The organism is Bradyrhizobium sp. BTAi1, assembly GCF_000015165.1.
In the GTDB taxonomy this organism is placed as follows: Bacteria; Pseudomonadota; Alphaproteobacteria; order Rhizobiales; family Xanthobacteraceae; genus Bradyrhizobium; species Bradyrhizobium denitrificans.
Genome location: NC_009485.1, coordinates 4,173,018 through 4,197,160 on the forward strand (window position 1 = coordinate 4,173,018; position 24,143 = coordinate 4,197,160).

The 24,143-nt window shown below is 63.7% G+C and carries 22 protein-coding genes; 16 read left to right on the top strand and 6 right to left on the bottom strand.

The features are described from left to right. The first annotated feature begins 75 nt into the window (after nt 1–75). The 7 genes from sufB to BBTA_RS18605 all read left to right on the top strand — a co-directional run bounded on the left by sufB (nt 76) and on the right by BBTA_RS18605 (nt 6,522). Nucleotides 76–1,572, top strand: a complete 1,497-nt coding sequence (gene sufB / locus BBTA_RS18575; protein ID WP_012044040.1) for a Fe-S cluster assembly protein SufB — start codon at nt 76–78, stop codon at nt 1,570–1,572. Nucleotides 1,573–1,683: 111 nt separating this feature from the next. Next, complete coding sequence (sufC, locus tag BBTA_RS18580) at nt 1,684–2,436, top strand: Fe-S cluster assembly ATPase SufC (RefSeq protein WP_012044041.1); 753 nt, start codon at nt 1,684–1,686, stop codon at nt 2,434–2,436. A 23-nt stretch (nt 2,437–2,459) separates the two neighbouring features. Continuing rightward, a complete protein-coding gene (sufD, locus tag BBTA_RS18585) occupies nt 2,460–3,782 on the top strand; it encodes a Fe-S cluster assembly protein SufD (RefSeq protein ID WP_012044042.1) in 1,323 nt (440 codons plus the stop codon). Beyond that, nucleotides 3,779–5,026: a cysteine desulfurase gene (locus BBTA_RS18590; RefSeq protein WP_012044043.1), complete on the top strand. Its 1,248-nt coding sequence runs from the start codon at nt 3,779–3,781 to the stop codon at nt 5,024–5,026. Before sufD ends, BBTA_RS18590 begins: the two co-directional genes overlap by 4 nt. Beyond that, nucleotides 5,023–5,394, top strand: coding sequence for an SUF system Fe-S cluster assembly protein (locus BBTA_RS18595; protein WP_012044044.1), 372 nt, complete (start codon nt 5,023–5,025; stop codon nt 5,392–5,394). The genes BBTA_RS18590 and BBTA_RS18595 overlap by 4 nt, the downstream gene beginning before the upstream one ends. 52 nt (nt 5,395–5,446) lie before the next feature. After that, nucleotides 5,447–5,851 (top strand): iron-sulfur cluster assembly accessory protein, encoded by a 405-nt coding sequence (locus BBTA_RS18600; RefSeq protein ID WP_012044045.1) that lies wholly within the window; start codon nt 5,447–5,449, stop codon nt 5,849–5,851. Between the two features lie 122 nt (nt 5,852–5,973). Then, nucleotides 5,974–6,522 carry a TfoX/Sxy family protein gene (locus BBTA_RS18605; protein WP_012044046.1) on the top strand — a complete coding sequence of 183 codons (549 nt, stop codon included), beginning with the start codon at nt 5,974–5,976 and terminating at the stop codon, nt 6,520–6,522. A gap of 27 nt (nt 6,523–6,549) precedes the next feature. Here the strand turns inward: BBTA_RS18605 and BBTA_RS18610 are convergent, their stop codons facing one another. Together BBTA_RS18610 and BBTA_RS18615 are read right to left on the bottom strand one after the other, a co-directional pair. Then, on the bottom strand, nt 6,550–7,617 hold the full coding sequence (locus tag BBTA_RS18610) for a GGDEF domain-containing protein (RefSeq protein WP_012044047.1): 1,068 nt from the start codon (nt 7,615–7,617) through the stop codon (nt 6,550–6,552). A 314-nt stretch (nt 7,618–7,931) separates the two neighbouring features. Beyond that, the gene (locus BBTA_RS18615) at nt 7,932–9,368 is read right to left on the bottom strand and encodes a DEAD/DEAH box helicase (protein WP_012044048.1); all 1,437 of its coding nucleotides are present in this window, start codon (nt 9,366–9,368) and stop codon (nt 7,932–7,934) included. 502 nt (nt 9,369–9,870) lie between these two features. Between BBTA_RS18615 and BBTA_RS18620 the strand changes: the two genes are divergently transcribed. Further along, on the top strand, nt 9,871–11,373 hold the full coding sequence (locus BBTA_RS18620) for a caspase family protein (RefSeq protein ID WP_012044049.1): 1,503 nt from the start codon (nt 9,871–9,873) through the stop codon (nt 11,371–11,373). Between the two features lie 9 nt (nt 11,374–11,382). On the opposite strand, the gene BBTA_RS18625 is transcribed toward BBTA_RS18620, so the two are convergent. The 4 genes from BBTA_RS18625 to parE all read right to left on the bottom strand — a co-directional run bounded on the left by BBTA_RS18625 (nt 11,383) and on the right by parE (nt 15,657). Continuing rightward, complete coding sequence (locus BBTA_RS18625; protein ID WP_012044050.1) at nt 11,383–12,150, bottom strand: SDR family NAD(P)-dependent oxidoreductase; 768 nt, start codon at nt 12,148–12,150, stop codon at nt 11,383–11,385. 42 nt (nt 12,151–12,192) lie between these two features. After that, nucleotides 12,193–12,378, bottom strand: coding sequence for a hypothetical protein (locus tag BBTA_RS18630; protein ID WP_012044051.1), 186 nt, complete (start codon nt 12,376–12,378; stop codon nt 12,193–12,195). Between the two features lie 187 nt (nt 12,379–12,565). After that, a complete protein-coding gene (locus BBTA_RS18635; RefSeq protein WP_012044052.1) occupies nt 12,566–13,354 on the bottom strand; it encodes an outer membrane protein in 789 nt (262 codons plus the stop codon). A gap of 239 nt (nt 13,355–13,593) precedes the next feature. Beyond that, nucleotides 13,594–15,657 (bottom strand): DNA topoisomerase IV subunit B, encoded by a 2,064-nt coding sequence (parE, locus tag BBTA_RS18640; RefSeq protein ID WP_012044053.1) that lies wholly within the window; start codon nt 15,655–15,657, stop codon nt 13,594–13,596. 268 nt (nt 15,658–15,925) lie between these two features. On the opposite strand from parE, the gene BBTA_RS18645 reads away from it, so the two are divergent. From BBTA_RS18645 to BBTA_RS18680, 8 genes are all read left to right on the top strand, one after another. Then, nucleotides 15,926–16,456 carry a DedA family protein gene (locus BBTA_RS18645; protein ID WP_012044054.1) on the top strand — a complete coding sequence of 177 codons (531 nt, stop codon included), beginning with the start codon at nt 15,926–15,928 and terminating at the stop codon, nt 16,454–16,456. A 245-nt stretch (nt 16,457–16,701) separates the two neighbouring features. Then, nucleotides 16,702–17,352 (top strand): FMN-binding negative transcriptional regulator, encoded by a 651-nt coding sequence (locus BBTA_RS18650; RefSeq protein ID WP_012044055.1) that lies wholly within the window; start codon nt 16,702–16,704, stop codon nt 17,350–17,352. A gap of 11 nt (nt 17,353–17,363) precedes the next feature. Next, nucleotides 17,364–18,350, top strand: a complete 987-nt coding sequence (argC, locus tag BBTA_RS18655; RefSeq protein WP_012044056.1) for an N-acetyl-gamma-glutamyl-phosphate reductase — start codon at nt 17,364–17,366, stop codon at nt 18,348–18,350. Between the two features lie 117 nt (nt 18,351–18,467). Further along, a complete protein-coding gene (locus BBTA_RS18660) occupies nt 18,468–19,694 on the top strand; it encodes a threonine ammonia-lyase (protein ID WP_041750746.1) in 1,227 nt (408 codons plus the stop codon). Between the two features lie 283 nt (nt 19,695–19,977). Next, the gene (locus BBTA_RS18665) at nt 19,978–21,237 is read left to right on the top strand and encodes an extracellular solute-binding protein (protein WP_012044058.1); all 1,260 of its coding nucleotides are present in this window, start codon (nt 19,978–19,980) and stop codon (nt 21,235–21,237) included. Nucleotide 21,238: 1 nt separating this feature from the next. Further along, nucleotides 21,239–22,180 carry a carbohydrate ABC transporter permease gene (locus BBTA_RS18670; RefSeq protein WP_012044059.1) on the top strand — a complete coding sequence of 314 codons (942 nt, stop codon included), beginning with the start codon at nt 21,239–21,241 and terminating at the stop codon, nt 22,178–22,180. Continuing rightward, nucleotides 22,173–23,021, top strand: a complete 849-nt coding sequence (locus BBTA_RS18675) for a carbohydrate ABC transporter permease (RefSeq protein ID WP_012044060.1) — start codon at nt 22,173–22,175, stop codon at nt 23,019–23,021. The genes BBTA_RS18670 and BBTA_RS18675 overlap by 8 nt, the downstream gene beginning before the upstream one ends. A 22-nt stretch (nt 23,022–23,043) precedes the next feature. Beyond that, on the top strand, nt 23,044–24,141 hold the full coding sequence (locus tag BBTA_RS18680; protein WP_012044061.1) for a Gfo/Idh/MocA family protein: 1,098 nt from the start codon (nt 23,044–23,046) through the stop codon (nt 24,139–24,141). The last annotated feature ends 2 nt before the right edge of the window (nt 24,142–24,143 follow it).

The following is a 24,143-nucleotide window of genomic DNA, read 5'->3' on the forward strand; positions in this document are numbered from 1 at the left end:
TTCGTCCGTGAAACGTCGTAAGACGGTTCCAGAACGTGTCCACCGCGGTCCTTGAAACCGCGAGCGGAGGATGGAATGCCAGCCGTACAAGAGACGGTCGACCGCGTCAGGCGGATCGACGTTGACCAATATCGCTATGGGTTCGAGACGGTCATCGAATCCGAGAAGGCTCCCAAGGGGCTTTCCGAAGACACGATCCGCTACATCTCGGGTAAGAAGAACGAGCCCGCCTGGATGCTCGAATGGCGCCTGGAGGCCTATCGCCGCTGGCTGACCATGACCGAGCCGACCTGGGCGCGCGTCGACTATCCGAAGATCGATTTCCAGGATCTCTATTATTATTCGGCGCCGAAGCCGAAGAAGCAGCTCTCCTCGATCGACGAGATCGATCCGGAGATCCTGAAGACCTATGAGAAGCTCGGTATCCCCTTGCGCGAGGTTGCGATCCTCGAGGGCGTCGAGCCGAAGCCCGGTGCCGGCAGCCCCGAGACGCGCAAGATCGCGGTCGACGCCGTGTTCGATTCGGTGTCGGTGGCGACGACGTTCAAGGAGGAGCTGAAGAAGGCCGGCGTGATCTTCATGCCGATTTCCGAGGCCATCCGCGAGCATCCCGAGCTGGTGCAGAAATATCTCGGCAGCGTGGTGCCGACCTCCGACAATTTCTATGCGACGTTGAACTCGGCGGTGTTCTCCGACGGCTCGTTCGTCTACGTGCCGCCGGGCGTGCGCTGCCCGATGGAGCTGTCGACCTATTTCCGCATCAACGAGCGCAACACCGGCCAGTTCGAGCGCACGCTGATCATCGCCGACAAGGGCGCCTATGTGTCCTATCTCGAAGGCTGCACGGCGCCGCAACGCGACGAGAACCAGCTGCACGCGGCTGTCGTCGAGCTGGTCGCGCATGATGATGCCGAGATCAAGTATTCGACGGTGCAGAACTGGTACCCGGGCAATTCGGAAGGTGTCGGCGGCATCTACAATTTCGTCACCAAGCGTGGTGACTGCCGCGGCAACAATTCGAAGATCTCCTGGACCCAGGTCGAGACCGGATCGGCGATCACCTGGAAATATCCGAGCTGCATCCTGCGCGGCGACAATTCGCGTGGCGAGTTCTACTCGATCGCGATCTCGAACGGCTATCAGCAGGTCGACTCGGGTACCAAGATGATCCATCTCGGCAAGAACACGTCGAGCCGGATCATCTCCAAGGGCATCGCGGCGGGCCGTTCGCAGAACACCTATCGCGGCCTGGTGACGGCGCATCGCAAGGCGACCGGCGCGCGCAACTTCACCGCCTGCGATTCGCTTCTGATCGGCGACCGCTGCGGCGCGCACACCGTGCCCTATATCGAGGCCAAGAATTCCTCGGCCACCTTCGAGCATGAGGCGACGACGTCTAAGATCTCCGAGGACGTGCTGTTCTACTGCATCCAGCGTGGCCTGAGCCAAGAGGAAGCGGTCGGGCTCGTCGTCAACGGCTTCGTCAAGGATGTGCTTCAGCAACTGCCGATGGAGTTCGCGGTCGAGGCGCAGAAGCTGATTTCGATCAGCCTCGAAGGTTCGGTTGGCTAAAGCCACGGAGCGGGCCCGTCGCGCGGCCTGCGCGTGCTGACATCAAACATCATCCGCCCTCGGACCCGGTCGATCGGTTGCTCCAGGGCAAGCGCTGAGCGGAAAGAGATAATGGCACTACTCGAAATCAAGAATCTGCAGGTCCGCGTCGAGGAGCGCGAGATTCTCCACGGCCTGACGCTGACCATCGACGCCGGCAAGGTGCATGCGATCATGGGGCCGAACGGCTCCGGCAAGTCGACGCTGTCCCACGTCATCGCCGGCAAGCCGGGCTACGAGGTCACCGGCGGTGAGATCCTGTTCAAGGGCGAGGATCTGCTCGCCATGGCGCCGGACGAGCGCGCCGCCAAGGGCGTGTTCCTGGCGTTCCAATATCCCGTCGAGATCCCCGGCGTCGCCACCATGACCTTCCTGCGCACCGCGCTCAACGCGCAGCGCAAGGCGCGTGGCGAGGAGGAATATTCGACGCCGGACTTCCTCAAGAAGGTGCGCGAGATCTCCAAGCAGCTCAACATCCCGCAGGACATGCTGAAGCGCGGCGTCAATGTCGGCTTCTCCGGCGGCGAGAAGAAGCGCAACGAGGTGCTGCAGATGGCGCTGTTTCAGCCCTCGCTGTGCATCCTCGACGAGATGGATTCCGGCCTCGACATCGACGCACTGCGGATCGCGGCCGACGGCGTCAACGCGCTGCGTTCGCCGGAGCGCTCGATGATCGTGATCACCCATTATCAGCGGCTGCTGAACTACATCGTGCCCGACGTCGTTCACGTGATGTCGAAGGGCCGCGTCGTGAAGAGTGGCGGCAAGGAGCTCGCGCTCGAGCTGGAGGCGTCCGGTTACGCCCAGTTCGAAGACGCGGCCTGATCGCTGGCGTGAATGGATCTGTGATGAACGTAGCTTTGGTCAAGAACGACAGCGGTCCGGCGGCAAGCAGCGTGTTTGCTGCCGCGCAAGGCCGGCTGCCCGGCGCCGGCAAGGTGGCGGATATCCGGCGCGAGGCCTTTGCTGCCTTCGAGCGCACGGGCCTGCCGCACCGGCGCATCGAGGAGTGGAAGTACACCGATTTGCGCGCCCTCGTGCGTGAGGTGCTGCCGCTCGCCGGTACGCCCGACGCGGCTGCGTTGGCGCGCGCCAAGGTCGCGATCGCGTCGGTCGCGATCGACGGGGCGACCAAGATCGTGCTGGTCGATGGTGTGGTTGCGCTCGAGCTGTCCGATCTCGCGGCATTGCCGTCCGGGGTGTCCGTGCGCACGCTGCGCGCCCTGCTGGACGAGCAGTCCAACGAGTCCCGCGGCGACCTGCTGCTGACCAAGGCCAGCGATCCGATGCTGTCGCTCAACGCGGCGCTCGCGACCGATGGCGTCGTGGTCACGGTGGCGGACGGCGTGCAGCTGTCGTCGCCGCTGCAGCTCATTCACGTCGCCACCGCCTCCAAGGTGGCGCGCTACAGCCGCTCTCATGTGCTGATAGGGCAGGGCGCCCGCGCTGCGCTGGTCGAGAATTCGATCGCCGCCGAGGGCGCTGCCGCCTATCAGGCCAATGATGCCGCGGTGATCTGGGTCGGCGACGAGGCCGCGCTGTCGCATGTGCGGCTGATGCGGGACGCAACCGATGTCGTGAACGTCTCGTCCGAACTGTTCACGGTCGGCGCGAAATCGAAGCTCAGCCTGTTCAACATGACCAGCGGCGGCGCGGTCAGCCGGCTGCAGGCCTTCATCACGCTCGCCGGTGAAGCCAGCGAGCTGATCGTCAACGGCGTCAACCTGCTGCGTGACAAGCAGCATGGCGACATGACCTTGGTCGTCGACCACGCGGTGCCCGGCTGCACCAGCCGCGAGAATTTCCGCGCGGTGCTCGACGATCGCGCGCACTCGGTGTTCCAGGGGCGCATCATCGTGCGCCAGGACGCGCAGCAGACCGACGGCAAGATGATGACGCGGGCGCTGCTGCTGTCCGACGAGGCCGAGGCCGACAGCAAGCCGGAGCTCGAGATCTTCGCCGACGACGTCTCCTGCGGCCATGGCGCCACGGCCGGCGCGCTCGACGACAGCCTGCTGTTCTATCTGCAGGCGCGCGGCCTGCCGGAAAAGCAGGCGCAGGCGCTGCTGATCCAGGCCTTCGTCGGCGAGGCGATCGAGGCGATCGAGGACGACGACTTGCGCGAACGCGTCATCGCCGCCGCCCAGGATTGGCTGGAGGCCCGCGCATGAGCACGCATCCGGCAGTCGCCAACGGGACCTATGACGTCGCCCGCATCCGCGAGGATTTCCCGGCACTTGCGCTGCAGGTCTATGGCAAGCCGCTCGTCTATCTCGACAACGCCGCCTCGGCGCAGAAGCCGCGCGCAGTGCTCGACCGCATGACGCAGGCCTACACCAGCGAATACGCCAACGTGCATCGCGGCCTGCATTATCTCGCCAATGCCGCGACCGAAGCCTATGAAGGCGGCCGCGAGCGGGTGACGCGCTTCCTCAATGCAAGACGCAACGAGGAGATCATCTTCACCCGCAACGCGACCGAGGCGATCAACCTCGTGGCGTCGTCGTGGGGCGGGCCGAATATCGGCGAGGGCGATGAGATCGTGCTCTCGATCATGGAGCACCATTCCAACATCGTGCCGTGGCATTTCTTGCGCGAGCGCCAGGGTGCGGTGATCAAGTGGGCGCCGGTCGACGATGAAGGCAACTTCCTGATCGACGAGTTCGAAAAGCTGCTGACCGCCAAGACCAAGCTGGTCGCGATCACGCAGATGTCGAACATGCTCGGCACGCTCGTGCCGGTGAAGGAGGTCGTGCGCATTGCGCATGCGCGCGGCATTCCTGTGCTGATCGATGGTAGCCAGGCAGCGGTGCATCTTGCCGTCGATGTCCAGGACATCGACTGTGATTTCTACGTCTTCACCGGTCACAAGCTCTATGGGCCGACCGGGATCGGCGTGCTTTACGGGAAGTATGATCGCCTCGCCGCGATGCGTCCCTTCAATGGCGGCGGCGAGATGATCCGCGAGGTCGCGCGCGACTGGGTCACCTATGGCGATCCGCCGCATAGGTTCGAGGCGGGCACGCCGATGATCGTCGAGGCGGTCGGACTGGGTGCTGCGATCGACTACGTGAATTCCGTCGGCAAGGATCGCATTGCCGCTCACGAGCACGACCTGCTGACCTATGCGCAAGAGCGGCTGCGCGAGATCAACGCGTTGCGGATCATCGGTACGGCCAAAGGCAAGGGGCCGGTGATCTCGTTCGAGATGAAGGGCGCGCATGCCCACGATATCGCGACCGTGATCGACCGGCAGGGCGTCGCGGTGCGCGCGGGCACGCATTGCGTCATGCCGCTTTTGGAGAGATTCAACGTCACTGCGACCTGCCGAGCCTCGTTTGGCATGTACAATACGAGAGAAGAGGTCGATCAGCTGGCACAGGCTCTGATCAAGGCGCGGGATTTGTTCGCATGACCGACACGGTAGACGTCAAAGCTCAGTCCGTCGAAACCCATTCGGCGCTGCCGCCCGAGGAGACCGAGCGGCTATCCAGCGAGATCATCGCGGCCCTCAAGACGGTGTTCGATCCGGAAATTCCGGCGGACATCTATGAGCTCGGCCTGATCTACAAGGTCGACATCAAGGATGACCGCAGCGTCGATGTGGTGATGACCTTGACCACCCCGAACTGTCCGGCGGCCGGCGAACTGCCTACCATGGTGGAGAACGCGATCGCCAGCGTTCCGGGGGTGGGTGTCGTCAACGTCAATATCGTGTGGGAGCCGCAATGGACGCCGGACCGCATGAGTGACGAGGCGCGTCTCGTCCTCAATATGTGGTGAGGCACGAAGTTTGAATGGTGGGCGGGATTGATTGACCGCCGGGATTGACCAGATGACCGATATGAACAATACGCCAGCGCCCATCGTCAGCAAGCCCAAGCCGCGGCCCCGTCCGCAGGTCATGCGTTTGACCGACGCCGCTGCCACGCGCATCCGCGAGCTGATGCAGCGGGCCGAGTCGGAGATCATTGGCCTGCGGGTCGGCGTGAAGAACGGCGGCTGCGCCGGCCAGTCCTACACGGTCGAATATGCTCACGACATCCGCCCGACGGACGAGGTGGTGGAGGACAAGGGCGTCAAGATCATGGTCGATCCCAAGGCCGTGCTGTTCCTGCTCGGCACCGAGATGGATTATCAGGCTGACAGGATGCAGGCCCAGTTCGTCTTCAACAACCCCAATCAGATCAGCGCCTGCGGTTGCGGCGAGTCGGTGCAGCTGAAGCCTGCCGAGGTCTGATCGTCGGCTTTCCGCCGGCGTTTTCGCAACGCTTGTCGTGTTCGCGACATTGACAGCCTGCCTTGAGCGGGACGACAAACGCGTCGAGCGTTTCTGAATCGTCTCGGCAGGAGGGCGCTGCGATGGATCGCGATTATCTCGTTGAGCTGTTCGCCGGCTTCGGGCCGGTCACGATCCGCCGGATGTTCTCCGGCTTCGGCATCTCCGCTGACGGCATCAACTTTGCGCTGGCGTTGCGCAGCGGGCTTTATTTGCGCGCCGATGAAGCGAGCTTCGCCAAGTTCGAGGCCGCCGGGTCCCAGCCGTTCTCTTACGAGACGCGGGCGCGGACGATGACCGTGCGCTCTTATTGGCAGGTGCCGGCGCATCTGTTCGACGACGCCGATGAGTTCACGCTGTGGGCCCGGGAGGCATTCGTCGCGGCGCAAACTGCGGCCCTGCGCAAGCGCAGCAAGACGCGCGCGGCATCCCGGATTGGGCGTGATAAGGCCACGGCAACGGGTGCGGCCAGGCGCGCAAATGCCAAGACACCGGTGACGAACAGCAAGCCTCTCGCGGTGCCGAAGACGGTCAAGAAGACCGTAAAGAAAGCGCAGCCGCCCGCCTCCGCGCGGGCCCGCAAGACCGCAACAGGCGCAAGACGGCCCAAAACGTCATCGACGCGGCGCTGACATGGACGCCCGTGTGCTGGGCATTCGTCAGGCCACTTGGCCGCGCGTGGCCGCGGCGAATTCCGGATCGCTCTCGCAGATCACGCGATTGCGTCCGCTGCGCTTGGCGGCATAGAGGCAGGCATCCGCGCGCTCGATCAGCGCATCCGTGTCGTCGCCGGGCCTGAGCATGGAAACGCCTACGGAGATCGTGACCCGTCCGAGAATTTCCCCGGTCGACTTCTTCTTGAGCTCCCGCGCGGTGACCGCGCGGCGGATCTGGTCGGCGACGGTCAGCGCCTGTCGGAGCGGCGTGTTCGGCAGCACCACTGCGAACTCCTCGCCGCCATAGCGCGCCGCAATATCCTGTCCCTTGATCGCATTCTTCAGCGACATCCCGACGAGGCGCAGCACCTGGTCGCCGGTCAGGTGACCGAAGGAATCGTTGAATGATTTGAAGTGATCGATGTCGAACATCAGCAGCGAGAGCGGCTGATTCGACGTCAGCCCACCCTCAACGGCCATCTCGATCATGCGATCGAAATATTTGCGATTGCCAAGTCCGGTGAGCGGATCGGTCAGGCTCTCGGCACGGATCGCCTCGAGGCTCTGCTGAAGTCCGCTGATCTCGTCCTTGGACAGCGTGAGACGCTGCTCGAGCATCCGGTTGGTCTCCCGCATCTGCTTCGTCGAATGCGCGAGAGCCTCGATGATGTCGACAAGCTGCTCACGGCTCGTCGCCGATGCAAGCTTCTGGTCAGCGCCGGCAAGGCTCGCATCGTAGCTGGCGGTGCGGCCGAGAGCGTCGGAGATCGTGCCGACCAAGTCATCGATCTCGCCGACGACGCGCGCACCGACCTTGTCGATGCGATCAGACGTCTTCAGGTGCGTCAGATAGGATTCGTAGAGCTGGTCGAGTTCGGCTTGAGAAAGCTCGCCGTTGCGCGCGATCGTCTCGTTGAGAATCTCGTTCAGCTGCGTGTTATAGCCCGTCGCATAGACGTACCAAATCTCGTAGTTGCGAGGATTGGCCGAGTGACGCAGAGCTCTGATCTGGCCAAGCGCAAATTCGCCAAAGCCTATCGTTCGTTCGTGTTCGTCAAGCGCATTGACCACAACAGGTTCTCCCCAAATCGCCCGCGTCGCCGTCGCCACAGCAATGAATAAACAATGCCGGACAAGCTAAAGGACGTGTGTGAACCAGGGGTAAATACGGCCGTAGAGTTCCGGATAAGCGTCAAGTTACCCTTACAGGACGCTCGTCATCTCATATGCTCGTTGTACTGCATAAGCCGGTGGTCAGGCTGACGCGTCGTGAGCGGCGGAACTGACGTCGCGTGAACGGGACGCACGATCGCCGTCGGCGCGCTTGATGATGGGCGGAACTTGTTGATCGAGGTTCCGCCGCAACACGTGAGTTTGGACCTCGCTTAGGGGAGCGGCGCGCGTACAGGGCGGAGCAGAAAGGCCGGGAGATGCGAGTGATCGGCCGGCTCGTTGTCGTGATCACGTCGCGGCCGCCGGGGTTCGTGGCGCGGCTGCTCGGTCCGGGCAGGGTCGTTGCGGGGGCTCGGCGCGGGCCGCGGCGTCGCCGCTTGCGCAGGCCGCGGCGCGGCAGCGGACGGACGTGTCTCGCGGATCTCGCGCGGCTCGCGCTCGCGAGGTGCCTTGCCGCGGCTCCGGCGGGCACCGTCGCGCGGCCGCCGTTCATGGGAGTCCTCGTCGGCTGACGCGGCCACCTCGTAGTCGCCTTCCGCCTTCGGAATGCTTTGACCGATCAGCTTCTCGATTGCGGTTATCGATTTCTGATCAGCCGGGCTCACGATGGAGATTGCGGTGCCAGTGCGGCCCGCACGGCCGGTGCGTCCGATCCGGTGAACATAGTCGTCGGAATGATGCGGCACGTCGAAATTGAAGACGTGGCTGACTTCGGGGATGTCGAGACCGCGTGCGGCCACGTCCGAGGCGACCAGCAGCGGTAGCTCGCCCTTGCGGAACTGATCGAGCGCGGCCATGCGGGCAGACTGGTCCATGTCGCCGTGCAGCGCGCAGACGCTGAAGCCGTGCTTCTGCAGCGACTTGTGAAGAATGGCGACGTCACGCTTGCGGTTGCAGAAAATGATCGCGTTCTTCAGGTCCTTTGCCTCGCGCAGCAGCTTGCGCAGTACTTCGCGCTTCTGATGCGCTTCGCGGCCACCGGGCACCTGGAGCTGTGTAACCGTCACAGCGGTCGTGGCGGGCCGGGACACCTCGACCTTCTGCGGATTGTGCAGGAATGTTTCGGTGACGCGCCGGATCTCCGGCGGCATGGTCGCGGTGAAAAAGAGGGTCTGCCGCGTAAACGGCACCAGCTTACAAATTCGCTCGATGTCGGGAATGAAACCCATGTCGAGCATGCGGTCGGCTTCGTCGATCACGAGGAGCTCGACGCCGGTGAGCAGCAATCCGCCGCGCTCGGTATGATCGAGCAGACGGCCGGGCGTCGCGATCAGGACGTCGACGCCCCGGGTGAGCTTGGTGTCCTGGTCGCCGAAGGAGACACCGCCGATCAGCAATGCGACGTTGAGTTTCTGCCCGGCGCCGTAGCGATCGAAGTTTTCTTTGACCTGGGCGGCTAGCTCGCGGGTCGGCTCCAGGATCAGGGTGCGCGGCATTCGTGCGCGGGCGCGGCCCTTTTCAAGAATGGTGAGCATCGGCAGCACGAAAGCTGCGGTCTTGCCGGTGCCGGTCTGGGCGATGCCGAGCACATCGCGACGGGCCAGCACGTGAGGAATCGCCTGTTCCTGAATAGGAGTAGGAGTGGTGTAACCGGTGGCTGCAACTGCAGCCAGCACCTTGTCGGACAAGCCGAGATTGGAAAAGGACATCGAGCCTCTGTGTCACGCGCCAATAGGCGACGGGGCCTCTGTTCGACGCCGCCGTTAGGAATCGAGGGGTAAAAGGCTGTGGTCGCGTTCAACCCCGAAACGGCATGCTCTAACGAAGCTGGGGGCTCTCTGACTGACGCTGACCCGCGGCCAGTGCTTGGTGGAATCGAGTAGCGTTTCCAAGCCGCGATAGTGAGAAAATAGGGTCAAATCGCCCAAAGTCAATGGAGGTGGCCAGAGAAGTCCCGAAAAACCTTAATGTTTTTGCATTATTTGCAGGCAAACCGCCGCCCAGTCGTCATAGTTCGGGCTCTCCGAATACCGCCGCAGTCATCTGCAGGGCCGACGGTCGAATTGTCGTCGGAATTGTGGCCTGTCGTTGACCCGGCGGCAGCAGCGGGCGGGCGCATCGACGCTCATGAACCGGCGACGTGAGGCGGCCGACTATCGCAGAGCGGGACGTGGTTGGCGACGTCACGGCGGGACAACAGAGCAGGGACTGATGATGAGATCGATGCGGACGTGGTGGGCCTGCGGACTGGTCGTGCTGAGCCTGCTTCTGGCGCCGGCCGCCCAGGCCGAGAAGCGCGTCGCCCTGGTCGTCGGCAACAACGACTACAAATTTGTTCCCAAGCTGCAGAAGGCCGTGAACGACGCGCGCACGATGGGCGATACGTTGAAGCAGCTCGGCTTCAACGTGATGGTTGCGGAAAATCTCAATCGGCAGCAGTTCAGCCAGGCGCTGCTGGCCTTCGACAGTGCTGTCGAGGCGGGCGACACTGCGTTCTTCTTCTATGCCGGTCATGGCTTCGAGATTGCCGGACAGAACTTCCTGCTGCCCACTGACGTGCCCGCGGCGACAGAGGGGCAGGAGGAATTGGTGCGCGATGCTTCGATCATGGCGGACCGCATCATCGAGCGATTGCAGAACAAGAAGGCGCGCACGTCGATCCTGGTGTTCGATGCCTGCCGCAACAATCCGTTCGAGCGCGCTGGCACGCGCGCGGTCGCCGGCGGCGGCGGGTTGGCGCCGATGACGCAGTTGCCGGAGGGCGTGTTCTCGGTGTTTTCCGCAGGACCCCGGCAGACCGCGCTCGACCGGCTCTCGAACGACGATGCCAATCCGAACTCGGTGTTCACGCGCACCTTTGCCAAGGAGCTGACGCAGCCCGGCGTCAATCTCGTTCAGGTCGCGCAGCGCACGCGCCGCGTGGTCAGCGAGCTGGCCGAGACCGTGCGGCACAAGCAGATTCCGGTCTATTTCGACCAGATGGTCGACGACGTTTTCCTGAACGGCATGGCCAAGGGATCGGCCGCAGCGGACAACAAGCCGGCCGAGCCGCAGCAGAAGCTCGCGGCCTTGCCGCCCGTGTCGGCCCCGCGCATTCCTCCGCCCAACGAGTCGTTGAACGCGCCGATCGCGATGTTCTCGCGCCACAATGGCGGTTGGACCGTCACCTTCTCGATCGCCGATCCGACGCTCGGCATTTCCTGGCGCATGGGCGAAGCCGGGGAATTCCGCGAGACCGGCTTCATGGACGTGCTGGATCCGCGCACGCGCAAGCGCATGCCCAATCCCTCGATCCAGCTTCCCGCCGATGCGCCGGCCGGCACGATCGAGGTCCGCTATGTTGACGCGGGTGGCGAGATGCAGGGGCCGTTTCCGATCCGCTTCGAGCCGGAAGCGGCGCTGGTGCGTGACCAGCGCAAGATCCTCGACATGACGGCGACCAGCTGGCTGTCGTTCCGCGAGTTCAACGGCCTGCTCGTCTACTACACCCACCTGATGTCGTATCGGTGCGCCATCCGCGAGGTGCGCATCGGCATCGACAGCGCCGTGCCCGACAAGGTGTTGAGCATGCCGGGTTGCGACATGAAGGACCCGATCGCGATTCCCTCGAATGCCACGCCCTATCTGAAGCTGCCGCCCGCGACGAAATTCGTTTCGGTCGAGCTCACCTATCGCGACGGCAGCGTTTCGGAGATCAAGAGCTTCCGGCGCTGAGGTGCCGCGTCAGGCCGAGATCGAATAGCCGCCATCGACTGGAATGGCTGTGCCGGTGACGAAGTCCGACGCCGGTGAGCTCAGGAAGGTGGCGATGCCGGCAAAGTCGTCGATATCGCCCCAGCGGCCGGCGGGGGTCCGCGCCAGCACGCGGTCATGCAGGCCGTCGATCTGCTGGCGCGCGGCACGGGTGAGGTCGGTGTCGATCCAGCCCGGCAGGATCGCATTGACCTGGATGTTGTCAGGCGCCCAGGCGCAGGCACAGGCGCGCGTGTACTGCACGATGCCGCCCTTGCTGGCGGCATAGGCCGGCGCAAAGCTGGCGCCGAAGATCGACAGCATCGAGCCGATGTTAATGATCTTGCCGCCGCCATTCGCCTTGAGCGCGGGGTAGGCGGCCTTTGAACACAGAAACGCGCTGGTGAGATTGGTGTCGATCACCTCGCGCCACTCCTCGAGCTCCAGCAGATGGGGCGGCTTGCGGATGCTCATGCCGGCATTGTTGATCAGGATGTCGATGCGGCCGAGCTCGCGCGAGACCTGCGCGACCATGGCGGCCACATCGTACTGGTTGCTGACATCGGCGGTAACGGCGATGGCACGCACGCCGCGGCCGGCGAGATCGGCGACAGCGGTCTTCGACTTGGCCGCGTTACGGCCGACCACGGCGATATCGGCGCCGGAATCAGCCAGGCCGCGAGCCATGCCCAGGCCGATGCCACCATTGCCCCCCGTCACGATCGCGACCTTGCCGCGAAGATCGAATCGTCCAGTCATTCTGCATCCTTTCCGGCTATTCCGATTCAGCAGGTGCCTTGTTCAGCAGGTGCCTTGCCAGATCATCACCAAGCCGAGCGCGCCCATGCCGACACCATAGCCGGCCCATTGCAGCTGGTTGATCATGAAGCTCGTCCGCGGCCAAGCCACCACGCCAGTGCCCTGACCGATCCAGAACAGGCCGATGGCGAGCAGGAGCAAGCCGCCGATCAGCAACACTCTCCGCATGGCCGTTCCTCCTTCATCGACGCGCTTCACAGCATCGAAGACGCCGCTGCGGTCATTTTTGTGAAGATTTGTGACGAGGAAGCTAGCGGCCAAGGCGGCGGATGACCAGCCGCTTTCGGGCACAAAACAAAAAGCCCCGGATTGACCGGGGCTTTTCGCAGTAAAGAAGATACCGAACCCAGGCGGCTCAGTATTTGACGGCCGGGCCGGTCCAGTTGAAGCGGTAGACCAGCGAGGTGCTGATGGTCTGCACCCACGGCTTGAAGGTGATGTCGCGACCGAAAAGGGCGTTCGTTGTGTCGACACGCTCGGAGATGTTCTTGCGGTCGTAGAAGGCCGAGCGATATTCGGTCTTCATGAACCAGCCCGGCGCCGAGATGCCGAAGATGTTCAGGTTGTTCTCGACGCCGCCGCCAATGAACCAGCCGCTGCGATCGAAACCATCGGTGTGAAGGCCCGACGCACCGCCCGTGACGGTGCTCAACAGCGTCGTGCCCTTCCAGTGCGAGCTGGAGTAGCCGGCATTGACGTAAGAGAGAACGTTCGGGGCGACAAGATAACCGACGCGTCCGCCGACGGCCCACGAGTAGTCGTTCTTGATGTTGCCAGCGATCAACGCCCCCTGGTCCTGGATAGTGCCCTTGATGCTGCCAAACTGGCCATCAGCGAATGCACCAATCACCCAGGTCGGGTTGACTTGCCAGTCGTAACCGGCACCCACCGTGCCGAACCAGCCTTCGCCGCCCTGCTTCTGGTTGAGACCGATCAGCGCCGCACCAGTGGCCGTGCTGTTGATCGTCGTGTCCGCATTCCAGAGGCCGCCACCGCCGCCGCCGAAAATGTAGAAGCCGGTCCAGCTCGGCGCGAGCGGTGCAGCGATCGGAGCTTTGGTATAGGGACGGGCGGCCAAATCGGCGGCGGATGCGGTACCGGTCATTGCCGCCATAGCGGTCACAGCGAGCAAAAGCTTCTTCATGTTCAATTCCCCAAGATCGACGTGTCGCCTAGACCAATTTGGCAGCGGCGATTCCTTCGCCGTTTCTGCCTGAACTATAGCCGAATGGCGCCCAAATGCTGTTGCCGGCTGAGCACACCAGAGGGGAAAGTGCGGTGCGGAACGACAGTTGTTCCGGTAGGTGCCTGATTTAAAAAGGTAAAAGCAGGCCCACGCGAATGCGCGGAACCTGCAATCAACGCGGGAGAATCGGCCAAAAACTAGACGTCGAGCAGCTCGTCGCTGGCGAATTCCGCCTTTTCCGAAATAAAAGCGAAGCGTGCCTCCGCTTTGGTCCCCATCAACCGCTCGACCGAGTCGGCGGTGCCGTCGCGATCGTCGGCCAGCAGCACGACGCGCAACAGGGTCCGCTTGGCCGGATCCATCGTGGTCTCCTTCAGCTGCGCCGGCATCATTTCGCCCAGGCCTTTGAAGCGGCCGATGTCGACCTTGGCGTTGGCGTTGAACTCGCGCTTCAGGATCTCGTCCCGGTGGGCCTCGTCGCGGGCATAGAAGGTCTTGCTGTTGTGGGTCAGGCGGTAAAGCGGCGGCACTGCCAGATAGAGATGGCCCTCGTCGATCAGCCGCGGCATCTGCCGGTAGAAGAAGGTGATCAACAGAGAGGCGATGTGGGCGCCGTCGACGTCGGCGTCGGTCATGATGATGATACGCTGGTAACGCAGATCCTCTTCGCGATACGACGTGCCGGTGCCGGCGCCGATGGCCATCACGAGGTCGGCGAGCTGGGCGTTGGCGGTGAGCTTGTCCTTGCCGGCCGAGGCGACGTTGAGGATCTTGCCGCGCAGGGGCAGCACCGCCTGCTTCTTGCGGTCGCGCGCCTGTTTGGCGCTGCCGCCGGCCGAATCGCCCTCGACGATGAACAGCTCGGAGCCCTCGGTGCCGGCGTCGGTGCAGTCGGCAAGCTTGCCGGGAAGGCGCAGCTTCTTGGTCGCGGTCTTGCGCGCTGTCTCCTTTTCCTGGCGGCGGCGGATCCGCTCCTCTGCGCGCTCAATGACGAAATCGAGCAGGCGATTGGCCTGCACCGGATTGCCGGACAGCCAGTGATCGAACGGATCCTTGACCGCCTGCTCGACGATGCGCTGTGCCTCGGCCGTCGCCAGGCGATCCTTGGTCTGGCCCTGGAATTCCGGCTCGCGCACGAACACCGAGAGCATGATGGCGGCACCCGCCATGATGTCCTCGGAGGTGATGTTGGCCGAGCGCTTGCCCTGGCCGACGCGCTCGGCGTGGTCCTTCAGGCCGCGGAGCAGGGCGCTGCGGATGCCGGATTCGTGCGTGCCGCCGTCGGGGGTCGGGATGGTGTTGCAGTAGGACGAGAGGAAGCCGTCGGCGTCGGCGGTCCAGGCCACCGCCCATTCGCAGCCGCCATGGCCACCGGTGCGGCCTGACTTGCCGGCGAAGATGTCGGGATGGACCAACGTGTCGGCATGGATCGCCGCCGCCAGATAATCCTTCAGGCCGCCGGGGAAGTGGAAGGTCGCCTCGGGCTGGACGTCCTCGATGCCCTTCAACAGCGACGGATCGCACTTCCAGCGGATCTCGACACCGCCGAACAGATAGGCTTTGGAGCGGGCCATCTTGAACAGGCGTTGCGGCTTGAACGTCGCCTTGGCACCGAAGATGGTCGGGTCGGGCTGGAAGCGGACCTTGGTGCCACGTCGGTTGGCGACCTTGCCGATCTCCTCGAGCTTGCCCTTGGGATGGCCGCGCTCGAAAATCATCCGGTAGAGCTTCTGGTTGCGCGCGACCTCGACCTCGAGCCGGGTCGAGAGTGCGTTCACCACGGAGATGCCGACGCCGTGCAGGCCGCCCGAGGTCTCGTAGACCTTGGAGTCGAACTTGCCGCCGGCGTGCAGCGTGCACATGATGATTTCGAGCGCCGACTTCTTCGGGAATTTCGGATGCGGATCGACCGGGATGCCGCGGCCATTGTCGGTCACCGTGAGGAAGCCCTGGGCGTCGAGTTCGACCTCGATGAAGGTGGCGTGACCCGCCAGCGCCTCGTCCATCGAATTGTCGATGACCTCGGCGAACAGGTGGTGCAGCGCCTTCTCGTCGGTGCCGCCGATATACATGCCCGGGCGCCGCCGCACCGGCTCCAGGCCCTCCAGGACCTCGATGTCGCGCGCGGTGTACTCGCCCTCGGAACCTGCCGCGCGGGCGGCTGGCTTGGCCTGGGCCTTACCCTTGGCGGCGAGCGCCGCCAGCGGGTCGACGACGCCCTTGGCCTTGGCTTTTGCAGCTGATTTCAATGGCTTACCCATGGAATTTGATGTTGCGCTTGCGCAAGATGGAACGAATCGTTGAGCCTGACTATGCCATGGACCGGCATAAAACAATGACCCAGGAAACCGCGCGCCTGCCGCCGCGGCGCGGCCGCTGTCGCAATTGACGGCGGAAACCGCGCTGTTCACGCGCGACAGCCGATTGTTGTGACTTGAAGTCGGCGGGCTCCGTGGCGTACCAGTCGACCAAGGGGAACCGCGAAAGCCATCAAAGACTTAGCGATCAGCACGGGAAGGCATCGAGCAGATGGAAGATTTTGGTCGCGCGGTTGCCGATTTCGTGCGCGATCATCAGGCTTGGGCTGCACCGGTGGTCCTGCTGCTCGCCTTTGGCGAGTCGCTGGCTTTCATATCCCTGCTGATTCCAGCCTGGGGTGCCCTGGTGGCCATCGGTGCCCTGATCGGCGCCACCGGGATCAGCTTTTGGCCGGTGTGGCTGGCCGGAGGGATTGGTGCCGCGCTCGGCGATTGGGTCTCGTATTGGTTCGGCTATCGCTACAAGGACCGCGTCGCCCAGATGTGGCCGCTGTCGCGCTACCCCGAATTGTTGCCGCGCGGGGAAGCCTTCGTGCGCGACTGGGGCGTGCCGGGCATCTTCATCGGCCGGTTCTTCGGGCCGTTGCGTGCCTCGGTGCCGCTGGCCGCGGGCATCTTCGAGATGCCCTATATGATGTTCCAGATTGCCAATTTCGTCTCGGCGCTGGTGTGGTCGGCGGTGCTGCTGCTGTTCGGCGACATCATCGGCCGCATCATGGAATGGCTCTGGCGCGCGGTTTGATGCTGGGATCCGACGTCCCCGGCGAGTTGCGATCTTGACGCAGGAACCGGCCGGCCTTATAGGCCTGCGCCCATGATCAACGCAGCGACCAACATGATCGCCGAAATGCGCCGTCGTACCCCCGCGGTACGGGCGATGATCTGCGTTTGAGATCACAGCCCTTGCCGCCGGATCCAGTCCCGCGGCAATCCTTCTCCTTGCAGCGCGATTGATCAGGCGGCTCCTTCGTCAAGCAGGAGTGTCCGATGTATACGCCACCGCCCTTCAAGCCCGACCGCGCCGCGAGCCTCGGCTTCGCTGACGCGCGCGGCTTCGGCACGGTCTGCGCGTGGGATGGCTCCAAGCCGATCGCATCTCTGGTGCCATTTCATCTGGGCGCGTTGAACGACGGCACGCCGCAGGCGTTCTTTCATGTCGCGCGCAACAATCCGCTGGCAAAGGTTGCCGACGGCGCGACGCCCTGGCTGCTCGCCGTCAGCGGCGCCGATGCCTATGTCTCGGCCGATTGGTACGTGTCGCCAGATCAGGTTCCGACCTGGCTCTATCAGGCGGTGCATCTGACCGGCACGGCGCGGATCTTGTCGGAGGCCGAGCTCGCGCGGCAGGTCGATGAGGTCAGTGCCAAGTTCGAGCAGCGGCTGCTGCCGAAGAAGCCCTGGACCTCGGACAAGATGACGGCGGGACGCCTCGAGGCGATGCGCAAGGCGATCGTCGGCATCGTCATGACGATCGACCAGGTCGAAGGCAGCTTCAAGCTCAACCAGCACAAATCCGAGGCGGACTACGCGGCGATCGCGACCAGGCTCGGCGAGCAGCCCGACATCGGCTCGCAACAGATTTCGTCTCTCATGCGGCAGGCGCGGCCCCAGGCCTTTGCCGGCGAAACCCAGACCTGAAGGAGCGTGTCATGACCGTGATCGATAGCAATCCGCCGAAGGCCAAAAGCGCAGCTGGCGCCGCGAGCCGCTCCGTGTTCGTCGACGGTGGCTCCGGCACGACGGGCCTCGGCATTGCCGAGCGGCTGGCCCATCAGAGCGATATCGTCGTGAAGACGATCGCCGAGGACAAGCGCAAGGATCCGGCCGCCAAACAGGCGCTGATGGCCGAGGTGGATCTCGTGATTCTTTGCCTGCCCGACGACGCCGCCAAGGAGACCGTCGCGCTGATCGATGGAATGGGTCCCTCGGCACCGAAAGTGCTGGACGCGTCGACCGCGTTTCGAGTGGCTCCGGACTGGGCCTATGGCTTTCCCGAGCTGACGGCCGATCAGGCCGACAAGATCCGCAATGCGCGCAAGGTCTCCAACCCCGGCTGCTATCCAACCGGCGGCATCGCGCTGCTGAGGCCGTTGGTCGACGCCGGCCTGCTGCCCCAGGATTATCCCGTCACCGTGAACGCGGTCAGCGGCTACTCCGGCGGCGGCAAGACGATGATTGCGGCCTATGAGAATGGCACGGCTCCCAACTTTGAGTTGTACGGCCTCGGCCTCGAACACAAGCATTTGCCCGAGCTGCAACTTTATTCGAAGCTGACGCGGCGGCCAATCTTCATTCCCTCTGTCGGCAACTATCGGCAGGGCATGCTGGTGTCGGTGCCGCTGCAGCTCGACACGCTGCCCGGCAAGCCGTCTGGTGCGGATCTTCAATCCGCGCTGGCGAAGCACTATGCGGGCAGCAAATATGTGTCGGTGATGCCGCTCGACGGCGATGCGGCCAGAAGCGGCCGTCTCGAACCCGAGGCGCTCAACGGCAGCAACAGGCTTGAGCTCTACGTGTTCGCGAGCGACAAGCATGGCCAGGCTGTTCTGGTGGCGCGGCTCGACAATCTCGGCAAGGGTGCGTCGGGCGCTGCCGTGCAAAACATGCGGCTGATGCTCGGCCTTGCCGACGTCTGAGTTCGCTCTACATTGCTACGACCGCAGACGCGGCCACTTCCATCGGATACATGATGCGTGAGCCGGCATGATGCCGGCTCCGCCGCGCAACGCCGCGCGCCAATGTTGGGCAGACCCATGACCGCCTATGATCTCAGCAAGCTGCCCGTCACCCTTGACGACGTGCGCGCCGCCGCAGCAACGATCCAAGGCGTTGTGCTCGAGACAGCCTGCAATCAGAGCCGCACATTGGGCGAGATCTGTAAATGCAATCTATGGTTGAAGTTCGAGAATCTGCAGTTTACGTCCTCGTTCAAGGATCGCGGTGCGCTGAACCGGCTCAACGCGCTGACCGCCGAGCAGAGGCCGCGCGGCGTGATCGCGATGTCCGCCGGCAATCATGCGCAGGGCGTCGCCTATAATGCGCGGCGCCTCGGCATTCCTGCCACCATCGTGATGCCCGTCGGGACGCCGATGGTAAAGGTGGAGAACACGCGCCGCCACGGCGCGGAAGTCATCATCTCCGGTACAAATCTGGAAGAAGCGGGCGCATTCGCCCGTAGCCACGGTGCGGCGCATGGCATGACGTTGATCCACCCTTACGACGATCCGCTGATCATCGCGGGGCAGGGCACGGTCGCGCTGGAGATGCTCGCCGCGGTGCCCGAGCTCGATACGCTCGTCGTTCCGATCGGCGGCGGCGGGCTGATCTCGGGCATCGCGGTGGTCGCCCGCGCGCTCAAGCCGTCGGTGCGGATCATCGGCGTTCAGGCCGAGCTTTATCCGTCGATGTACAACGCCATCAGTGGCAAAGACTTGCCGATGCGCGGCGACACCCTCGCCGAGGGCATTGCGGTCAAATCGCCGGGACGGATCACGACCGAGATCATCCGCCATCTCGTTGACGACATTCTGCTCGTGACCGAGCCGCAGATCGAACAAGCCTTGGCGACGCTGATCTCGATCGAGAAGACCGTGGTCGAAGGGGCCGGCGCCGCCGGTCTGGCTGCGGTGCTCGCCAACCCCGGCGAATTCGCCGGCCGCCATGTCGGACTGGTGCTGAGCGGCGGCAATATCGACACCAGGCTGATCGCGTCGGTTCTGACCCGCGAGCTCGCGCGCGAGGGACGGCTGACGCAGCTGACGATCGACATCGTCGATCGGCCGGGACAGCTCGCGGCGGTGTCGAGCCTGCTGGGCGACGCCGGCGCCAACATCATCGAGGTGTCGCATCAGCGCACCTTCTCGGTCCTGCCAGCCAAGGCGACGCTGTTGGAACTCGTCATCGAGACCCGCGATCAAGCGCATCTCAACGACGTCATGGCCAAGCTCGCCGCAGCGAATTTCAAGGCGCGTTGCACCTGAGTCCGCCACGCGCCTTTCGCGCGGCGTTCTCCGACTGAGATCGGCGTGGCGCAGGAGGGGACGCTGGCGCTGTCGCACATCATGCTTGGATTTCGCAATGCAAAGTCGTGTGCGGCGCAATGCGTAGAGTGTTCCGGAACAGCAATCCTCCCGGAGCTCATCGCGTATGAGTTCGCAAACGCAAAACATCCCTGTGAGGTTGATCAGGTCAGAATTTTAGTTGCGCACCTCAATATTTGAGGACAGCATTGCGTCCAACAAAGAAGCCGGTTGGGAGGACGTGATGAGACTGCTCGCGAAGCTGGGACTCGCCGCTGCCGCATGCCTGATCGGGGCCAACGCCGCGAACGCCGACACCACCGTCAAATGGCTGCACATCGAGGTCAATCCGGCGCAGGTCAAGATCTGGGACGAGGTGGCCCGCGCCTATGAGGCGTCGCATCCGGGCGTGAAGATCGAGATGCAGTTCTTGGAGAACGAGGCCTACAAGGCCAAGCTGCCGACCATTCTGCAATCAAAGGACCGGCCGAACATCATCTACAGCTGGGCCGGCGGCGTACTGAAGGCGCAGATCGAGGCGGGCGTCCTCGACGACATCACCGATCAGGTGAAGGGCTACAGCGATAGCCTGACGCCTGCGGCACTTGCGGCATTCACCGACGATGGCCGCATCTACGGTCTGCCGATCGCGCTGTCGCAGGTCGGTTTCCTCTGCAACAAGGAGCTGATGGCCAAGGCCAAGATCGATCCGGCCGCCATCAAGAGCTGGGACGATCTGCTTGGCGCCGTGAAGACGCTGAAGGCCGCGGGCGTGACCCCGATCGTGGTCGGCGGCGCAGACAAATGGCCGCTGCACTTCTACTGGACGCACCTTGCGGTTCGCATCGGTGGCAAAGCGGCATTCGATGCGGCGCTGCGCGGCGAGAATGGCGGCTTTGCCGGAGAGACCTTCGTCAAATCCGGCGAGCTGTTCAAGCAGCTCGTCGATCTGCAGCCGTTCCAGAACGGCTTTCTCGGCTTCAAGAACCCCCAGGCCGTTGGCTATTTCGGCGACGGCAAGGCGGCGATGACCCTTGCCATCAGCTCCGCCTATCATCTGCAGCGGGCGCTCGCAGCCGACAAGATCGGCTTGAGCGAGGATAAGCTCTGCTGGTTCGATTTCCCGGCCGTGGCCGGCGGCAAGGGGGCTCCGACCGATACGCTCGGCGGCATCACCGGCTGGCTCGTCACCAAGGGCTCGCCGAAGGAAGCAGTCGATTTCCTGAAGTATTTCATTTCGAAGGACGTGCAGACGCGGTTGGCGGCCGGGAATTTCATCGTCCCAGTCGTGCAGGGCGCCGACGCCGGCCTCAACAATGGCTTCATGAAGCTGATCGCGGCCAACCTGGCGAAGTCGAACTATCATCAGAACTTCTATGACCAGAGCCTTGGCCCCTCGGTCGGCCGCGTCGTCAACGATGTCTCGGCGGAGATCGCGGGCGGCAGCATGAGTCCGCAGGACGCAGCCAAGGCGATTGAAGCGGCCCGCAAACAGGGCAACTGACATGGCCCGTCAGATTGCGAGCTCGTCGGCGATCCACGTCGCCCGGCCGCCGCTGGCCGCGCAAGCGAGCCGCGGACCGAGCTGGGACGGACGATACACCGTCCTGATCCTGTTCCTGCCGCCGGCGCTGCTGTTGTTCACGCTGTTCGTGGTGCTGCCGATCGGGGAGGCGGCCTGGTACTCGGCCTTTAACTGGAACGGCTTCGGCCGGCCGACCAATTGGATCGGCCTGGACAACTACCGCTTTGTGCTGGAGACGCGCGCATTCTGGCTCGCGCTGCGCAACAACGGCCTGATCATCGCGGTCTCCCTCTGCGTCCAGCTGCCGCTGGCGCTGACGCTGGCCCTGATGCTCTCGGAACGGTTCCGCGGCGCGGTGGCGCTGCGCATGCTGTTCTTCATGCCCTACATCCTCGCCGAGATCGCGACCGGGCTGATTTTCAGCTTCGTTTATGACGGCGATTACGGCCTTGTCGCTTCGATCTGGCGCAGCTTCGGCGCCGAGCCACCGCATCTTCTGGCGTCGACGGACACCGCCATGCTGGCGGTGCTGATCGTGATCGTCTGGAAGTATTTCGGCTTCCATATGATGCTGTTCATTGCGGCGCTGCAGAGCATCGACAAGAGCCTGATCGAGGCGGCCAGGATCGACGGCGCGACGCGGACGCAGAGCTTGCGTCATGTCGTCATCCCCTTGCTCTATCCGACGATCCGGCTCTCCGTCTTCTTTGCGATCATCGGGTCGTTGCAGCTGTTCGACCTGGTCATGCCGCTGACGCGTGGCGGACCCGCCGATTCCTCCAATACGATGGTCAGCTTTCTCTACAACAACGGCATTTCCCGCATGCGCGTCGGTTACGGCAGCGCCATCGGGGTTATCCTGTTCGTGATCTGCGTGACCTTTGCGTTCACCTACAAGCGATGGTTCATGCGCGATGAATAGGGCCGATCCCACCAGGGCGCCGTTCGATCCGGCCGTGCTGTTGAAGGCGGCGTTCCTCGCCGTCGTCGCGATCTTCGTGCTTGTGCCGCTGCTCGCGACCTTGCTCGGTGGCTTCAAGTCTCTCGGCGAACTGCGCGTCAATCCTTTTGGCCTGCCGCAGCATTGGGAATGGCAGAATTATGCCGACATCCTGCTCTCGGGGCGCTACTGGCAGCTGCTGCGCAACTCGCTGATCATCTCGACCTTGACGGTCACCCTGACCCTGATCGTCGCGTCGATGGCGGCGTTCACCTTTGCCCACGTCCGGTTTTTCGGCAGCTCGATGCTGCTGAGCTATCTCACCCTGGGGCTGCTGTTCCCGGCCGCCACGGCGGTGTTGCCGCTGTTCATAAAGGTGCGCGATCTCGGGCTGCTCGACAGCTATTTCGGCGTCGCGCTGCCGCAGGTCGCCTTCAGCCTCGCAATGAGCGTGCTGCTGCTGCGGCGCTTCTTCAAGGACCTGCCCTACGAGCTGCTCGAGGCGGCGCTGGTCGACGGCTGCAGCTACGTCAAGTTCTTCCGCCACGTGACGCTGCCGCTGTCGCGACCGATCCTGGCCACCGTCGGCACCATTACCTTCGTCAACAGCTGGAACGCCTATCTGTTGCCGCTCGTGATGCTGAACACCGATGCGCTGTATCCGTGGCCGCTCGGCATCATGGTCTATCAGGGCGAGTATTCCTCGGAGTGGCACCTGATCCTCGCCTTCATCACGCTGACCATCCTTCCGACGATCATCCTCTTTCTGCTGGCGCAGAAGCACATCGTCGCCGGCCTCACATCGGGCGCGGTCAAGGGATGAACACGATCTCACGGAGACCATCATGAGAAAAATAGGCATCGGCATCATCGGATGCGGCAACATCAGCACCGCCTATCTGAAGGCGGCACAACGCTTTCCCGTGCTCGACATCAAAGCACTAGCCGATATGCGCAGCGACGCGGCCGAGCGTCAGGGCTCAGCCTTTGGTCTACCGGCCATGCGCGTCGACCAACTGCTCAAGCGCGATGACATCGAGATCGTGATCAACCTCACCGTGCCGCTGGCCCACACCGACGTCAGCCTCGCGGTGCTGAATGCCGGCAAGCATGTCCACTCCGAGAAGCCGCTCGGGATCGATGTCGCGGAAGCGCGCAAGGTGATCGAACTCGCCGCGCAGAAGAACCTTCGGGTCGGCTGCGCGCCGGATACGTTTCTCGGCGGCGGGCACCAGACCGCGCGCAAGCTGATTGACGACGGCGCGATCGGTGCGCCTGTCGCGGGCAGCGCCTTTTTCGGGTGCCCCGGCCATGAACGCTGGCACCCGGCTCCGGGCTTCTATTATCTCCGCGGCGGCGGCCCGATGCTCGATATGGGTCCTTACTACATCACGGATCTCGTGCAATTGCTCGGCCCCGTCGCCAGCGTGATGGGCTCGACCGCACGCCCACGCTCCGAACGCCTCGTCACCAGCCAGCCGATGAACGGAACGCTGATCCCGGTCGAGGTGGCCACGCATGTCGCGGGCACGCTCGAATTCGAGAGTGGGGCGGTCGTGTCGGTCACGATGAGCTTCGACGTGCCGAAGCACCGGCACGCGCCGATCGAGATCTATGGCAACAAGGGCAGCATGCTGATGCCGGATCCGAACCGTTTCGGCGGCGAGGTGCAGGTCGCCAAGACCGGCGGTGAATGGGAGACGATGTCGCTGACGCACGGTCACGTCGATGGCGAATTCCGCTCCATCGGCGTCGCCGACATGGCCACGGCCATCCTGAACGACCGCCCGCATCGGGCCAGCGGCGCGCTGGCCTTTCACGTGCTGGAAGTGATGGAGGCGTTCCAGACCTCCGCCAATGAGGGCCGGCGCGTCGTGATCGAGAGCCGCGTGGAGCGGCCGGCGATGCTTCCTGCGGGGCAAGATACCGGACAGATCGATTGAGG

Bases quoted from the DNA above. Each gene is read 5' to 3' on its own strand.
- sufB (WP_012044040.1), top strand. From the start codon at position 76: ATGCCAGCCGTACAAGAGACGGTCGACCGCGTCAGGCGGATCGACGTT.
- sufC (WP_012044041.1), top strand. From the start codon at position 1,684: ATGGCACTACTCGAAATCAAGAATCTGCAGGTCCGCGTCGAGGAGCGC.
- sufD (WP_012044042.1), top strand. From the start codon at position 2,460: ATGAACGTAGCTTTGGTCAAGAACGACAGCGGTCCGGCGGCAAGCAGC.
- BBTA_RS18590 (WP_012044043.1), top strand. From the start codon at position 3,779: ATGAGCACGCATCCGGCAGTCGCCAACGGGACCTATGACGTCGCCCGC.
- BBTA_RS18595 (WP_012044044.1), top strand. From the start codon at position 5,023: ATGACCGACACGGTAGACGTCAAAGCTCAGTCCGTCGAAACCCATTCG.
- BBTA_RS18600 (WP_012044045.1), top strand. From the start codon at position 5,447: ATGACCGATATGAACAATACGCCAGCGCCCATCGTCAGCAAGCCCAAG.
- BBTA_RS18605 (WP_012044046.1), top strand. From the start codon at position 5,974: ATGGATCGCGATTATCTCGTTGAGCTGTTCGCCGGCTTCGGGCCGGTC.
- BBTA_RS18615 (WP_012044048.1), bottom strand. From the start codon at position 9,368: ATGTCCTTTTCCAATCTCGGCTTGTCCGACAAGGTGCTGGCTGCAGTT.
- BBTA_RS18620 (WP_012044049.1), top strand. From the start codon at position 9,871: ATGATGAGATCGATGCGGACGTGGTGGGCCTGCGGACTGGTCGTGCTG.
- BBTA_RS18625 (WP_012044050.1), bottom strand. From the start codon at position 12,150: ATGACTGGACGATTCGATCTTCGCGGCAAGGTCGCGATCGTGACGGGG.
- BBTA_RS18630 (WP_012044051.1), bottom strand. From the start codon at position 12,378: ATGCGGAGAGTGTTGCTGATCGGCGGCTTGCTCCTGCTCGCCATCGGC.
- BBTA_RS18635 (WP_012044052.1), bottom strand. From the start codon at position 13,354: ATGAAGAAGCTTTTGCTCGCTGTGACCGCTATGGCGGCAATGACCGGT.
- parE (WP_012044053.1), bottom strand. From the start codon at position 15,657: ATGGGTAAGCCATTGAAATCAGCTGCAAAAGCCAAGGCCAAGGGCGTC.
- BBTA_RS18645 (WP_012044054.1), top strand. From the start codon at position 15,926: ATGGAAGATTTTGGTCGCGCGGTTGCCGATTTCGTGCGCGATCATCAG.
- BBTA_RS18650 (WP_012044055.1), top strand. From the start codon at position 16,702: ATGTATACGCCACCGCCCTTCAAGCCCGACCGCGCCGCGAGCCTCGGC.
- argC (WP_012044056.1), top strand. From the start codon at position 17,364: ATGACCGTGATCGATAGCAATCCGCCGAAGGCCAAAAGCGCAGCTGGC.
- BBTA_RS18660 (WP_041750746.1), top strand. From the start codon at position 18,468: ATGACCGCCTATGATCTCAGCAAGCTGCCCGTCACCCTTGACGACGTG.
- BBTA_RS18665 (WP_012044058.1), top strand. From the start codon at position 19,978: ATGAGACTGCTCGCGAAGCTGGGACTCGCCGCTGCCGCATGCCTGATC.
- BBTA_RS18670 (WP_012044059.1), top strand. From the start codon at position 21,239: ATGGCCCGTCAGATTGCGAGCTCGTCGGCGATCCACGTCGCCCGGCCG.
- BBTA_RS18675 (WP_012044060.1), top strand. From the start codon at position 22,173: ATGAATAGGGCCGATCCCACCAGGGCGCCGTTCGATCCGGCCGTGCTG.
- BBTA_RS18680 (WP_012044061.1), top strand. From the start codon at position 23,044: ATGAGAAAAATAGGCATCGGCATCATCGGATGCGGCAACATCAGCACC.